Source organism: Nocardia sp. NPDC060255, assembly GCF_042727395.1.
Taxonomy (GTDB): Bacteria; Actinomycetota; Actinomycetes; order Mycobacteriales; family Mycobacteriaceae; genus Nocardia.
This window is the reverse complement of sequence record NZ_JBHXAU010000016.1, coordinates 167,788-183,156: the sequence shown is the minus strand read 5'-3', so window position 1 is coordinate 183,156 and position 15,369 is coordinate 167,788. Positions and strand designations below refer to the sequence as shown.

At 68.8% G+C, this 15,369-nt stretch carries 8 protein-coding genes; 6 read left to right on the top strand and 2 right to left on the bottom strand.

Annotated elements, in window-relative coordinates:
• Positions 1–100: 100 nt before the first annotated feature.
• Both ACFWF1_RS27350 and ACFWF1_RS27345 read right to left on the bottom strand, forming a co-directional pair.
• Positions 101–808, bottom strand: a complete 708-nt coding sequence (locus ACFWF1_RS27350; protein ID WP_379286675.1) for a siderophore-interacting protein — start codon at positions 806–808, stop codon at positions 101–103.
• Positions 809–909: 101 nt separating this feature from the next.
• On the bottom strand, positions 910–1,371 hold the full coding sequence (locus tag ACFWF1_RS27345; protein ID WP_379286677.1) for a hypothetical protein: 462 nt from the start codon (positions 1,369–1,371) through the stop codon (positions 910–912).
• Positions 1,372–1,581: 210 nt separating this feature from the next.
• On the opposite strand from ACFWF1_RS27345, the gene ACFWF1_RS27340 reads away from it, so the two are divergent.
• From ACFWF1_RS27340 to ACFWF1_RS27315, 6 genes are all read left to right on the top strand, one after another.
• Positions 1,582–2,877 (top strand): SidA/IucD/PvdA family monooxygenase, encoded by a 1,296-nt coding sequence (locus ACFWF1_RS27340; protein ID WP_379286679.1) that lies wholly within the window; start codon positions 1,582–1,584, stop codon positions 2,875–2,877.
• 32 nt (positions 2,878–2,909) lie between these two features.
• Positions 2,910–3,863 carry a methionyl-tRNA formyltransferase gene (locus ACFWF1_RS27335; protein ID WP_379286681.1) on the top strand — a complete coding sequence of 318 codons (954 nt, stop codon included), beginning with the start codon at positions 2,910–2,912 and terminating at the stop codon, positions 3,861–3,863.
• A gap of 71 nt (positions 3,864–3,934) precedes the next feature.
• Complete coding sequence (locus ACFWF1_RS27330) at positions 3,935–8,116, top strand: amino acid adenylation domain-containing protein (RefSeq protein WP_379286683.1); 4,182 nt, start codon at positions 3,935–3,937, stop codon at positions 8,114–8,116.
• Between the two features lie 58 nt (positions 8,117–8,174).
• Entirely contained in the window at positions 8,175–9,167 is a 993-nt protein-coding gene (locus ACFWF1_RS27325) for an ABC transporter substrate-binding protein (RefSeq protein ID WP_379286685.1), read from the top strand.
• Between the two features lie 146 nt (positions 9,168–9,313).
• Positions 9,314–10,987, top strand: a complete 1,674-nt coding sequence (locus tag ACFWF1_RS27320; RefSeq protein ID WP_379286687.1) for a condensation domain-containing protein — start codon at positions 9,314–9,316, stop codon at positions 10,985–10,987.
• Positions 10,984–15,336, top strand: a complete 4,353-nt coding sequence (locus ACFWF1_RS27315) for an AMP-binding protein (protein ID WP_379286689.1) — start codon at positions 10,984–10,986, stop codon at positions 15,334–15,336. Before ACFWF1_RS27320 ends, ACFWF1_RS27315 begins: the two co-directional genes overlap by 4 nt.
• Positions 15,337–15,369 lie beyond the last annotated feature (33 nt).

Here is a 15,369-nt window from a genome sequence, read left to right as displayed (position 1 = left end):
AAGCCTGGCGGACGAGGGTGTCATCGCGCGTCGACAGTAGGTCGTGATCAGGTCATCCTCTGGGATGAACCCGGACCCCGCCGATCGGCTGACCGGCGCGCTACTTCCAGTAGGCGCGGGCCTTGATCGCCGTTTTGGGCAGCTCGTGGGTGCTCTTGAGAGTCTTCACGATAGAACGCGTGGTGTGGCCGTCGCAGGCGACCCAGCCGTAAGCATCCTTCGCGCACGAGATCTCGTGTGCCTGCTCACGCAGCAATCTGCCGTCATCGATGCGCTGCACCCAGGTCACCTGGTGGTGCGGTTTGTTGCGCACCGGCAGCGTGGTGTCAGATTCGTACTGCCATTCCAGCCAGACCCGCGCCGGGGTGTCGCCGATCGCGTCGAGCAGCGAGTTGACCGCGGGCAGCGAGGCGGTATCGCCGAACACGACGTATTCGCTCGGGGCCGTCTCCGGCATGGTGAAATCCGAGCCGAGCACGCAGGCTTCGATCTCGTCGCCGACCTGCGCCCGCTGCGCCCATGTGCTGGCCGGTCCGCCGTGCAGCGCGAATTCGATGTAGAAGTGGTCGTTCTCGGGATCCTGATCGACCAGCGTGTAGCCGCGCTGGTAGAGCTTGTCGCTCTCGGCCTCGGGGACCCACAGCCTGATCCACTGCGTGGGGTGCACGGGGTGCGCCGCCAGCAAGCCGTCGGCGGTGAAGCCGATGCGCTGGTATTTGTCGGTGATGCTCTCGGTCGAGGTGACCCGGAAGCTGTAGTCGTCGGCCCGCCACGCCTTCAGGATGAGGCCATTGGCTCCTTTACCCATGCGAATAAGGCTAGCCTAAGTAAAGTAGAAAGTCGCGCGGTAGCCCGGCGAAACGGGCTCCGTGCCACGCACGGAGCCCGATGTCGTTGCGGCATAAGCGATCAGCGCTGCTGCCCGGCGTAGTAGGCGATGGTGTCGACGGACTCGCTGGTCAGCTTCCAGGTGCCGTTGAGCTGCCGCCACGCGATCTGGATCGGCGGGAAGGTGCCGTAGCCGGGGACGGTGACCATCAGGTCGGCGTTCAGGGTGTCGCCTGCCGCGCTCGCGTTCTGCACGTTCCAGGTCAGGCCGGGCACGCTGCCCATGACGCCGCCGATCCGTTCGATGACCGCGAGGTCGGCTTCGCCGCCCTCGAGTTCGGCCGCGCGGGCGGAGCGCGACGCCCCGGAGTTCAACACCAGGGACAGCTTGGACTGCAGCTCGCCGGCCGACGGAGCGGCGGTGCGCACGATGGACGGCGCCGCGGTTGCGGAAGCGGCGGTGACCACCGTGCCGAAGACGCCGAAAGCGGCGGCGGTAAGGGCGATTGCTGCGGTAGCCGCGTGGGCTTTGCGCTTGATCATGTGTATTTCCATTCCTTTGGGGCGTGGTGGTGCGGCGCCTGGGGTCTTCGCCACAAGGCTGGCACTGCCCATCAATATAAGGTAAGCCTATGCATACATGGGCGGGCCACCCGCCCGACGTCGCGGGTCGATCGACACCGCCGACTGTCGTCGCAGCTAACGGCTCGATCGATAGCTGCGAGGTGGCTGGAATCACAGATAGGAGATCCGGTGGACAGACTTCTCGTGGTCGGTGCTGGCCCGAAAGCGATGGCCGTTGCGGCGAAAGCGCACGTGCTGCGGACGCTCGGCTTACCGGCACCGCAGGTCATCGTCGTGGAATCGCAAGCGGTGGGCGGCAATTGGCTGCCCAGCGGCGGCTGGACCGACGGTCAGCACCGGCTCGGCACCAGTCCGGAGAAGGATGTCGGCTTCCCGTATCACTCGACCTGGGCGCGCGGTCACAACCATGCGATCAACGAGGCCATGATGGCGTTCAGCTGGACCTCGTTCCTGGTCGGGCGCGGCACCTATGCGGAATGGGTGGACCGTGGCCGCCCGAGTCCGCACCATCACGTCTGGGCCAAATACCTGCAGTGGGTTGCGCGCCGGACCGACCTCGAGCTGGTGCTCGGCTCGGTCCGCACGATCTCGCCGACCGCCGACGGCTGGGCGGTCTCGGTGGCCGCCGCCGACGGCGCGGTCAGTGTGGTCGAGGCCGACCGGTTGATGATCACCGGTCCCGGGCACTCGCGACGTGCGCTCGCCGACCATCCGAAAGTGCTGAGCATCGCGGACTTCTGGGATCTCGTCGGCAAGCGCAGCCTGCCCGCCTCGTCGCGGGCCGCGGTGATCGGCGGCGGCGAGACCGCTGGTTCGGCGATGGACGAACTGGTCCGCCACGACGTGCTCACGGTGTCGGTGATCTCACCCGCCGCGACCATCTACACCCGCGGCGAAAGCTACTTCGAGAACTCCATGTACAGCGATCCGGCCAAGTGGCGTGCGCTGAGCATCCAGGAGCGGCGCGACGTCGTCCGGCGGACCGACCGTGGCGTTTTCTCGGTGCGCGTGCAGGAAAACCTGTTGGGCGACAGCCGAGTTCACCACCTGCAGGGGCGGGTGGTCCGGATGGCCGAGCAGGGCGAGGGCGTCGCGCTCACGCTGCGCAACGAGCTGCGTCCCGATCAGGTGCACACCTTCGATCTCGTGGTCGACGCAACCGGCGGGCAACCGCTGTGGTTCCTCGAGTTGTTCGACACCGACGCCGCGGATCTGGTCGAGCTCGCCGTCGGCGGGCCGATCACCCAGGCGCGGATCGAGGCGTCGATCGGGCACGATCTCGCGATCGCCGGTCTGGATACGAAGCTCTACCTGCCCAATCTCGCCGGCCTCGCGCAGGGGCCCGGCTTCCCGAACCTCAGTTGCCTGGGCGAACTGTCGGATCGGGTGCTCGCCTCGGCGCTGCCGCCGTCCCGGCCGATCGCGCACGCCACAACACAGCGAGCAACCAATAGGCTAGGCTAGCCTTACTTAGATTCGAGGATGAGGTTCGATTAATGCGCATCGTGTCGTTCGGCTTCCAGACCTGGGGCCGCAAAACCCTGCAGGCGCTGCTCGATTCGGAGCACGAGGTGGTGCTCGCGGTCACCCACCCGGCCAGCGCGCAGTCCTACAAAGCGATCTGGTCGGATTCGGTGGAGGAGCTCGCTCGCGACCACGGGATCCCGGTGCATCTGACCGAGCGGGCCGACGCCGCGACGATCGATCTGGTCAAGCGGGCCGAGCCGGACGTCATCGTGGTGAACAGCTGGTACACCTGGATGCCCGCCGAGCTCTATGCCCTGCCGCCGTACGGCACGCTCAATCTGCACGATTCGCTGCTGCCGAAGTTCACCGGTTTCTCGCCGGTGCTGTGGGCGCTGATCAGCGGCGAGTCCGAATTCGGGCTCACCGTGCACCGGATGGACGAGCAACTGGACGCCGGTGACATCCTGGTGCAGCGTGCGCTGCCCATTCCGCCGGGCGCCACCGGAACCGAGTTGGTGCTCGCCGGGATGGACCTGATTCCCGGCGCGGTGCACGAGGCGCTGCGCCTGCTGGAGTCCGGGAATGCGGTCTGGCGGCCACAGGACAAAGCCGAACGCACCTACTTCCACAAGCGTGCCGACCGGGACAGCGAGATCGATTGGCGCTGGGGCGCAGTCGATCTGGAGCGTTTCGTGCGCGCGTTGTCCGAGCCGTACCCGCGGGCGTACGCCGGCTATCGCGGTGAACGGATCGAGGTGCTCGCCGCGTCGGTTTCCTCGGCTCGCTACGGCGGCACCGCGGGTCGCGTCGTGGTGCAGGAGGGTGGCGGTGCCGTGGTGTGCGGGCCGGATCCGGTGCGCGGGCACAACCACGCCCTGGTGCTCACCCGGATTCGCACGGCGGACGGGGTCGAACACGACGGTGCCGAATTCTTCAGGCGCGGTGGCTATCTCACAGCCGCGCCAGAGTCGGTGCGCGGCTGACGGTTGCCGGGGGGTACGCGCGGTTACGCGTGCGGACCGGAAGCAACGTTCAACCGGGGGGTTGAGGAATCATGTCGACTATTGCTACTCCCCAGCATCGCCTGCGGGACAGCCGATCCGCTCTGCCACCGAACGAAAACATCAACGCTGAGCGGTATCCGCTGTCGGCCGCTCAGCGTCGCGCTTGGTTCTTGCAGACCCGGGATCCCGAGGACACCACGCTCAATATCTGCGTCGCGTACCGCCTGACCGGGCCGTTGGACGTGCCGCGATTGCGTGCCGCAGTCGACACCGTCGTGGCCAGGCACGACATTCTGTGCACCACTTACGGATTGGGCGCGGACGGGGAGCCGTTCCAGCTCGCCCGGCCGGACGTGCAGCCGTCGTGGCAAGAACACGATCTGTCCGAATTGGCGGAACCGAGCCGGGCCCGGCGGCTGGAAGTGCTGGCGCGCCGCGAGTTCGGCCGCCCGTTCGCGCTGGCCGACGAGGCGCCGCTGCGATTCACCCTGGTGCGTACCGGACCCGACGACGTAGTCGTCATTCTGGTCGCGCACACGATCTGCTGGGACGACGATTCGTGGAGTGTGCTGCGCGCGGAGTTGAACGCCGCGTACAACGGTGTTGCGCCGTCGGAGCGCGCCACTCAGTTCGTCGAGGTCGCGGAGCTCGGCAACGACGCGAAGTCGGCCGAACCCGATAACGCCGCGGTCGAGTACTGGCGCCGCACGCTGCGTCCGCTGCCGGAGTCGCTCGAGCTGCCGGGCAAGCCGATCGCCGCGGACACCGAGGCTCGCCGGACCGGGCGCTGCGTGCTGCCGATCTCCGCTGAGCTGATCGGCCGGGTGTACGCGTTCGCCGGCGATGCCGACTCGACGCCGTTCGCGGTGGGGCTCGCCGCTTTCCACGCGGTGATCAATCGCTACACGGCAGCCACGGATTTCCTTGTCTCGGTGCCGGTTTCGACCCGCGGCGAGGACGCGGTGTCGGTCATCGGCTATTTCGGCAACACCGTGCTGTTGCGGGCGGCGGTCCGTCCCGAGGACACCTTCGCCGGCTTCGCGGCGAGCGTGCGCGACACCTGCGCCGCGGCGTTCGCGCATCAGGACGTCGGCATCGATCGGGTGATCCGCGAGATCAACCCGGGCCGCGGCAACGGCAGGGACGGGCTGGAACAGCTGGTGCGGGTCGGTTTCGGCGTCCGCGAGGCGCCGCGCGGTTTCGAGTTCGACGGCGTCACCGCCACCGGACTCGACCTCGGTCGCACAGAGCCTCAGGTCCCGCTGCGTGTCACCACCGTCTTCGACGCGCACGGTGTCCATCTCGAGGCCGAATACTGGGCCGGCGAAATCGAACACGAACTCGTCGAACAGTTGCTCGCGCACTATGTTCGGCTGCTCGACAGCGCGCTGAGCGCACCGGAAGAGCGGGTCGGCGACCTCGATATCTTTGGCGCGCAAGATCGTTCGCGGCTGCTGGCCCAGTCGCACGGCGAACTGATCGTCACCCCACCGAGTACCGTGGTCGCGCTGTTCGAGCGCACCGTTTCGGCCGCTCCGGCCGCGCAGGCGGTGGTTGCCCCGCGCCACGAGCACACCGCGGCGGTGTCGCTGACCTACGACCAGCTCAATCGGCGCGCGAATCGGTTGGCGCACTGGCTGATCAGTCAGGGCGTCGGCAGCGAGGACGTGGTCGCGCTGCGGCTGGGCAACTCGGTCGAGTTCGTCGTCGCGGTACTCGCGGTGCTCAAGTCCGGCGGGGCCTACCTGCCGATCGATCCGGCCGATCCGGACGATCGCATCGAGGAGTTCTACCGGGATGCCGGTCCCCGGTTGGTATTCGGCATGGTCGAACTCATGGCGGCGGAAGAGGCCGCGGCCGGGTTGCCCGATCACGATCCGACCGGCGCGGAGTTGGTGCGCCCGCTGCGTCCCGGCAACCTCGCCTACCTCATCTATACCTCGGGATCGACCGGAAAGGCCAAGGGCGTAGCGGTTTCGCATGCGGCGATCGCGGAGCACTTGGTCGGCTTCGGCGCGGAGTGGGGGATCACCGCCGAGGATCGGCTGTTGCAATCGTCCCCGGTCAGCTTCGACGCCTCACTGCTCGACATCTTCGTCACGCTGACTGTCGGTGCGTGCCTGGTGATTCCGAAGCCCGCCGCGTTCCGCGACATCCCGTACGTCGCCGATCTGATCGCCCGCTACGGCATCACTGTGCTGCATATGGTCCCGTCGACCCTGAGCACCTTCCTGCTGCTGCCCGAAGTGAGCGAATGGCGTGCGCTGCGCCATGTTCCGGTCGGCGGCGAGGCCTTGCTCGGTGAGGTGGCCGACCGGTTCGCCGGTGTCTTCGACGCCGAACTGCGCAACCACTACGGGCCGACCGAGGCTGTGGTTTCCGCGACGCACCTGCCGGTCGACGGCCCGCAGGGCACCCGGATCGTGCCGATCGGCGTGCCGAACCGCAACGTGTACTGCTACCTGCTCGACGACCGGCTGCAGTTGGTCCCGCACGGTGTCGTCGGCGAAATCTACCTCGGGGGAGCGCAATTGGCCCGCGGCTATCTGCACCGATCCGACCTGACCGCGGAACGCTTCGTCGCCGATCCGTTCCTGCCCGGCCAGCGGCTGTATCGCACAGGCGATTTGGCGCGTCGCGCCGCCGACGGGGTGCTCGAATTCGTCGGCCGCGCCGACGCGCAGGTGAAGGTGCGCGGCTTCCGCATCGAGCTCGCCGAGGTCGAGGCCACCATCGCGGCGCATCCCGGCGTCGGCCACTGCGCGGTGGTCGCGGTGGCCGATCGATCCATCGGCACGATGCTCGCCGCCTACGTGGTCGCCGCGGCGGATGGTCTCGACCTCGAGCAGGTGCGTACCCACCTGGTCGCGAGCCTGCCCGAGTACATGGTGCCCTCGGCGTTCACCCTGATCGACGAGATCCCGCTGACCAAGCACGGCAAGCTCGACCGGGACGCGTTGCCCGAGCCGGTCCGGGTCGCGCATGGTTATCGAGAGCCCGGCACTGCCACCGAGATTCGGCTCGTCGAGCTGTACCAGGAGATCTTCGGCCTGGATCGGGTCGGCGCCGACGACTCGTTCTTCGATCTCGGCGGGCATTCGCTGCTGGCCAATCGACTGGTGCCGCGGTTGCGTGCCGAGTTCGGCATCGAGATCGACGTGCGTGTGCTCATCGACAATCCGACGGTGGCCGGTCTCGCCGCGCTGATCGAGGCGACACCCGTGGTGGTGCCTGCGGAATTGACCGCCGCCGAACGCGAGCGGGTGCTCGGCGAGTGGTCCACCGGCGTGGAACTCGACGAGGTGCCCGACCTGGCCGAGGTCATCCGCCGCGGTCACGGCTTTCCCGGTGCCCGCACGGCCGTCCGTTACGGCGCGAAGGTGCTCACCTACGGTGACGTGTTCGCGCGGTTGGCCGCCGGGCGGCCCGACGAGGTGGCACCGACGATCGATACGGCCGGCCGGTTGGTCCGGCTTGTCACGACGCTGATCTGCACCTCGCCGGAATCCAGTTGTGCCGCACACGATTTAGTGCTGCCCGATGCCGCAGCGCTGGCGGTGGCGGTCGCGGATCGTCGCGCGGTCGCCGGGGATCGCCGGTGCGGGCGCGCCGATCCGGCGTACCGGGCGGCCGACGTGCGGCTGCTCGCGATGCGACATCTGGACGTGCGTGCGGCCGTCGAGCTGTTCGCCGCACTCGCCGACGGCGCGATGCTGATCGTCGCCACCGAGTCGCAGTGTGCCGATGCCGCCGAATTGGTCGCGCTGATCACGGAATTCGCGGTGACCCATGTGGTCACCGAGGCGGCCATCGCCGCCGAGATCGCGCGGGCCGATCAGCCTGCCACCACCGTGTGCCGCTGGGATATCACCGGAATCGACACTGCGCCAACACTTCCCGCGTTGCTCGCGGCGGTCTCGCCGGGCGCGGTGGCCACCATCGCCTACGCGTCACCGGAGTACGTCGGCGCGGTCGCCCGCGGCCCGTTGGACGGTAGCGGGCGGGTCCGGCCGATTCCCGGCGCGCGGGTGCTGGTGCTGGACGAACGGGGCGGGCCGGTTCGTCCCGGCGTGCTCGGCGAGGTCTTCATCGGCGGCGCGGCCGTCGGCCGGGAGGGCGGCGCGGCGGCGGGACCGTTCCTGGCCGACCCGTTCGCGCCGGGCTGGTTGGTGCGCACCGGTGATCGTGCGTCCTGGACCGACGAGGGCTGGCTGGTATTTGCTCAGCCTTGACTTTTGCGGTGAGGATCGCCCTGACCAGGTGCGATCCGCGATACAAGGAGTAACGGAAATGCAGCTGGGCCGAAGAACGGCGGGATGGGGTCGTGGCATGGTCGGCCGGGCTTTCGCGGTGCTGGCGGTGGGCCTGTTGCTCACCTCCGCCGCCTGTGGATCCGACGACAGCAGCGGCGGCGGGTCCGGTGATGTCACCATCACCCACTCGATGGGGCAGACCTCGGTCACCGGCACCCCGAAACGGATTGTCACGCTGGGCAATCAGTGGCTCGACGCCACGCTCGCGCTGGGCGTGACGCCGGTGGGCTACGCCGACAACGTTTCCCAAGGCGCGAAATCGAAGGTGCCGTGGGTGCCGGACTCGCTGAACGACGCCAAGGTGCTGAAGATGGGCGCCGATGTGGTCGAGCAGATCGCCGCGCTGGAACCGGACCTGATCCTGGTGCCCGGCTTCATGGTCGACAAGGCGATGTACGAGAAGCTGGCCAAGCTCGCGCCGACCATCGGTCCGGTGACGCCCAACGCGCAGATCGATCAGTGGTCGGATCAGCTCGTCACGCTCGGCAAGGTGCTGCACAAGGAGGCCGAGGCGGACAAGCTGGTCGCGAATGTCAACGGCCGCATCGACGAGGTGGCGCACCGCTATCCGGGCCTGCGTGGCAAGACCTTCCTCACCTGCATGCTGACCGGTCCCGCGCAGTTGATGGTGCTGGCCGATCCCAAGGACGGCTCGGCCGCGCTGTTCAACCGGCTCGGCATGGCCATCCCGGCGAAGATCGCGGCCGAGGCGCCGACCGGCGGCCGACTCGCGCTGTCGCCGGAACGGTTGGGCGACTTGACCTCCGACCTGCTGGTCTGCGGCGCGATCCCCGCCTTCGAGGAGAAGTTCAAGCGACTCCCCGGCTACGACGAGCTGCCGTCGGTGCGCAACAACGGGATCGCCTTCGTCGACGTGACGACGATCAGCGCCATCAACATCCCGACCCCGCTGTCGGTGCCGTATGTGCTCGAGAAGTTGGATCCGACGTTGGCCGCGCTGAACAAGTAGGCGGGCTGGTCTGTTCGAATGATTTAGGTTAGGCTAACCTGACTACGGGGGTGGATGGCTGTTGCCATCCACCCCGATTTGTTTGATCGGTAGCTATGCCGAAGCAGCGCCTCGTGCGGTTGGCTCGGTACCCGGAAGGATCGCAAATGTCAGCTTCGCCTGTGCGAAACGTGAACGGAGCCACCACCGCCGGTGACCGCGGCACGCCGCTGTCGCTCGCGCAGCAGGCCGTGTTGCTGCCGGAACGCCTGCGGCGCACCGCCGCGGCGAATCTGTTCCTCGCGCTGGAGGTTTCCGGGGAACTCGACGACGAGGCGTTCGAGCAGGCGGCCATCGCGCTGCTCACCGAGCACGAGATCCTGCGGACCGTCTTCCCGGACGACCGTCGGGTGCCTTATCAGCGCGTTGTCGCGGTGCCGGATGCCGTGCTCGAAACGGCCCGGATCGACAGTGCCGCACTGGAGTCCGCGTTGCGGTCCGACGCCGTGCATCGCTTCGATCTGGTGCGCGAGATCCCGATCCGGATCCGGCGCTACGCACTGCCGGGCCGTGCGGTCGTCTCGATCACCGTGCATCCGGTCGCGGCCGACGACCGCACGCTCGATCAGCTGGCCACCGGGCTGTTCGCGGCCTATGAGCACGGCCAGGCCGAGCCCGCCGCCGCGCAGTACCGCAGTCTGGTCGCCGCACAGCTGAAGGAGCTGGGTGCGGGCGACGACCCGGCCCTGGCCTATTGGACGGCGCGGCTGGCGCAACTGCCCGAACGCGCGGTCCCCGTGCTCGACGACGAGCCCGGCGCGGAGGGACCGCGCCGGGTCGTCCGCATAACTCGTTGCACGCTCGACGCCTTGCTCGACGGCGGCGACCCGGGCGCCACTTTCGTGGCGCTGCTCGCGCGAGTGCTGAGCGAGGCGGGCCTCGGCGAGGACGTCCCGGTGGGTCTGGTCGAGCCCGTGCGGGCGACGGCCGAGCCGGGCGCGCTCCTCGGCAATATCGCCAATCAGCTGGTGCTGCGGCTGGATTCGGTACGGAGCGGCACGCCCCGTGAACTCATCGCCGCCACCGTGACCTGCCTCACCGAGGCTCGCGCCAACGCGCGAACCCGGATCGAACGGCTCACCCATCAGCTGAAGGGCACCGCCGCGGTGGTGACCGGCGGGCTTTTCCAGGTGCTGGTCGGCGTGCGCGACGGCGGACCGCTGGTGCTCAGCACGCCCGAATACACAGTGCGTGAACTGAGCAGGCGGACCGCGCGCCCGTACGGGGTCGACCTGGTGGTGGATGTCGCGATCGACGCCGACGGTGCGCTCGTCACCCTCGACTTCCCGGCCCTGTCCGGCCGGCATGCCCTCGACGAACTCGCCACGCACCTCGAAAGCCGTTGCACGGCATGGGCCGCCGGGACCGGCGAACCCACCGGCCCGGTGCTGTTCACCCAGGCCGGGGCGGCGGGCGGTGCACTGGGCGGCCCCGGGCTCGGCGGCGAACCGCGCACCGATGCGGAACGCGTTGTCGCGGCGGCGATCCGGCAGGTGCTCGAACTCGACGAGGACGACGAGGTGGGCCGCGAGGACACCTTCTTCTCCCTCGGCGGTGACTCGATCGCCGCGCTGCGCCTGGTCACCGACCTCGCCGAACAGGGTTACGTGCTGGACGTGCAAACGGTGTTCGCCTTCCCCGCAGTCCACGAACTCGCCACGCAGCTGGCCGAGGGTACGCCCCTCGCGGCTGCGCCCGCCCCGGCCGCGGCGCCGATGAGCGCCTCTGGCCTGGATCCGGCGGCGCTGGCCGCGCTCGGCAACAAGTTCGGCGCGCGGTGACCACCGAGATCCTCGACGTCGTCGCGCTGTCGCCGCTGCAGCGTGGGCTCTACTCGGTCAGCACCATGTCGGGCGACGTCGATCCGTACCTGGTGACCTTCGCCGCCCGGATCGACAACCTGGGCGATCTGCCCGGCTTGCGTGCGGCGTTCGACGAAGTGCTGCAACGGTATCCGCACTTGGGCGCGGCGGTACTGACCGACGGCCTGCCGCATCCGGTGCTCGTCATCACCTCGGCGGGCCGGATCGGCTGGCGCGAGGTCGATCTGCGCGACGCCGACGATCCGGAAGCCGCGGCTCAGCAGCTCTACTGGGACGAGGGGCGCCTGCGCATCGACCTGGACAACGGCCCGCTGTTCCGGGTGACGGCGGCGCGGGTCGGCGAGCACGCCTACGAATTGATCTGCACCGCACACCACATCGTGGTCGACGGCTGGTCCATCCCGCTGATCTTCGCCGACCTGATCGCGCTGTACGGCGGCGCGGGATCGGCCCTGCCCCCGGCACCACCGCTGCGCGAGCACGCGGCCTGGCTGGCCACCCGTGACACCGCCGCCTCGATCGCGGCCTGGACCGCGGCGCTGGCCGGATTGGCGCCGATGCCGATGCTCGCACCGCCCGCGCCGGCCGATATCCCGGTGCTCGGCACGGCCGAATTCGACCGTGCGGAAACCGAATTGGTCACCAGCTGGGCCCGTTCCCGTGGCATAACCTTGAACACTGTCTGCCAAATGGCCTGGGCCCGGGTGCTTTCCGGGTTGACCGGCCGCGACGACGTGGTCTTCGGGCAGACCACATCCGGGCGCGATGCCTCGCTGCCGCACGCCGATCGACTGGTCGGCGCGCTGGTCACGACCATCCCGGTCCGGGTGCGGATGGACGAACGGCCGCCCGCGACGATCGGCGCGGAACTGCAACGCACGGTGGCACAGCTACGAGCGCACGAATACCTGGGCATCGCCGAGATCACCAAGCACGCGGACGCCGGACAACTCTTCGACACCCTGCTGGTCTTCGAGAACACGCCACTCGGGGAGATCACCACTTCGATGCAGTTGGCCGGCGGGGCCACCATGGTGCCGCGCCGGATCGACTCGCCGAGCCACTATCCGATCGCGGTGGTGCCGGTGGTGGAGCAGCAGCGGCTCATCACCCGGGTGGAGATCCGCCCGGACCTGGTGGATCGATTCGATCCGGATCAGTTGGCGCGCAGGTTACTTGCGGTCATGCGCCGCATGATCGAGGCCGAGCGCGGCTGCGATATCGATCTGCTGCTCGACGACGAACCCGCCGTGCTGGCCGCCGCACCGCAGCCGCCGGTGGCCGACGCCTCGGTGCCCGAGGCTTTGCTCGCCGCCGCTGCGCGGGCAGGCGCGCAGGCCGCTGTGATCGACTCGATGGGGGAGCAGTCCTTCGCCGAGTTCGGCGCGGCCGTAACGGCATTGGCGGCGAATCTGCGCGCCGCGGGCGTTCGGCTCGGCGATGCGGTGGCGGTGGTGCTGCCCCGTGATCGCCGAGTGCTGCACGCGCCGTTCGCGATCGGCCTGGCCGGTGCGCTGTGCGTGCAGGTGGATCCGGCGACGCCCGCCGATCGGCTGGCCTACATGTTCGAGGTTGCGAACGTCGGCGTCGTGCTCGGCGTCGAATCGCTCGCCGAGACGCTTAGTCTGGTGCGTGAGCAGGGCCGCGAGGTCACCCATGCCGTGCCGGACCAGGACGGCGGGCTGCGTGTGCTCGGCGAGCCCGGCGCACCGGCCGCGAACAACCCTGTCTCGCAGCCGAATCGGAACTCACCCTGCTACGTCGTGTTCACCTCCGGCACCACAGGTCGCCCCAAGGGCGTGGTGGTGCCGGACGGCGCGCTGCTGAATCACTGGTCGAACCACGAGCGCCGGATCTTCGCGCCGCTCAGTGCGCGGACCGGGCGGCAACTGCGGATCGGCCACGGCTGGTCGACCGGCTTCGACGCCGCCTGGCAGCCGACCGTCGCCCTGCTCAGCGGGCATGCGGTCGTTCTGCTCGGCGACAAGGTGCGCACCGACGCCGAGCAGATCGTCGCGGCCATCGAGCAGCAGCGGATCGATATCTTCGATACTTCACCCTCGATGTTGTGCCGGTTGATCGCCGCCGGACTGTTTACCGAATCCGCCGAGCACGCAGGGGAGTACTGCCCGCTACTGGTGCTCGCGCTGGGGGGCGAGGCGATCAGCCAGGACACCTGGACGCGACTGCGCCGATTGCCGACCACCCGCGTCATCAACTTCTACGGACCGACCGAAACCACCGTCGAAGCGCTGATGGCCGACGTGCACGAGCATGCGGCACCCACCATCGGGCGCACCTTCGACGGACTGTCCGCCGAGGTGCTCGATCACCGGTTGCGTCCAGTACCGCCGGGCGGCCACGGCGAGCTGTACCTGTCCGGCGCGCAACTCGCGCTCGGCTACCTCGGCAGGCCGGGGACGACCGCAGCGGCGTTCGTCGCCGGAGTGGCCGGAAGGCGCTACCGCACTGGTGATCTGGTCCGCCGGACCACCGAGGGCACGGTGGTCTACGAGGGCCGCATCGACAGCCAAGTCAAGATCAACGGCTATCGGGTCGAGCCCGACGAGGCGACGGTCGTGTTGCGTGAGCTCGACGGCGTCGAGCACGCCGCCGCACTGGCTTTCGTGGAGCACGGCCGAACCAGGTTGGGCGCCTTGGTCGTTGCCGAGCGCTCGGTCGCCGAGATCCGCGCGGACCTGGCCCTGCGGCTGCCACGATTCCTGGTGCCGACCAGGATCGTGCACGTCGACCAGATCCCGTTGAACCGCAACGACAAACTCGATGTGCACGCCGCGACCGCGCTGCTGCACGCACCGGTCACCGACGCCGTCGTGACGGCGCCCGCCACGGACACCGAGCGGACCTTGCTCGGGTTGATCGCCGCGATCGGCGCGGGGCGCACGGCCGCGGTGAGCGTGCTGGACAGCCTGGTCGATCTGGGCATCGACAGCATCGGCATCATCGATCTGGTGTCCCGGCTGCGCGGCGCGGGCTATCGGGTGACCGCGAAAGACGTTGTCGCCGCGGCGGATCTGCGGGATCTCGCGGGCAAGCTCGATAGCGCGGAAGCGGCGGGCACGGCCGAGGCGGCGCACACCCCGGCGGGCACCGTCCTTGCGCTCACCGCGCTCGCGCACGAGATCATCGCCAACGGCGACTACCGCTACCTGGCGCAGAGCCAGGTGATCACGCTTCCCGACGACGCGTCGGTCGAGCTGATCGCCGAGCGGCTCGATGCCTTGGCGTACGCCCACCCAACACTCCGTTCCCGCCTCGACGTCGGCGACACCCCGGTGCTGGTCGTCGAGGAATCCGCCAACGCGGCAACATATTTGACGGTGGTCGCCGACTCGTCGCTCGACGCCGCCGCCCGGCTGGCCGAGACCGTCGACCGGCTGAATCCGGCGACGGGCCGGATGTTCGCGGCAACGTTGCTCGACGGCGGACCGGGTCGGCGCCGCCTACTCTTGTCGATCCATCATCTCGCCGTCGACGTCGTGTCCTGGCTGATCCTCGTCGACGACCTCCGCAGGCTCGAACAGGGCCACCTTCCGCTGAACGAGGCGGCCAGGGAAACTGCCGCGGGCCCAGCGACGAGCGCGCGGTTACCGATCCTCGGTGCCGCGCTCGGCGGCAGGCACACCGATCCCGCCACCGATCGTGCGGCCAAGGTGATCCAGCGCGTGCTCGAACTCGGGCCCGAACGCACCGAGCGGCTGCTCGCGCGGTGCGCGGATACCGGAATCTCGGTGGAGGACATCCTGATTCTCGCCTGTGTGCGCACGTTCGCCGACAGCGCCGACGCCGAGGGGCGGGTCGCGCTGACCAGAGAATCGCACGGCCGCCCCGCCGACGACGACACCCGTCAGGTCGGCTGGTTCACCGTGGAAGAGACCGTGCTGGTTCCGCTGGCCGAGATCGACGACTGGACACCGGGTGTGGGTTCGCCGCCACTGCGCGAGCGCACCCACGCGGCCCGTGGTCAGCTGCGGCTCAATCATCTCGGCAGGTTCGACGTGTTGAGTTTCGGCAGCGGACCGTGGTCGCCGGCACCGCTCGCGGAGTTCACCGCCGAGTTCGGTGTCGCGGGTCATCCCGACCTGCCGGTGCGTTTCACGGTCGATGTCACGACGGCGGTCGTGCCCAGGGACGGCGGATCGTCGCTGGTCGCCCAATTCGATGTCAACTCTGCGGTTTTGGGCGATGCGGACATCGACGTCCGGGTCGACCGCTTGGCGGGAGTGCTGACCGAATTCGCCCACGGCGGAGCGGTAACCGGCGATGTGCCGATGACCACGCATTGAAAATAGGTTAGGCAAACCACACTCCGCCTCCGG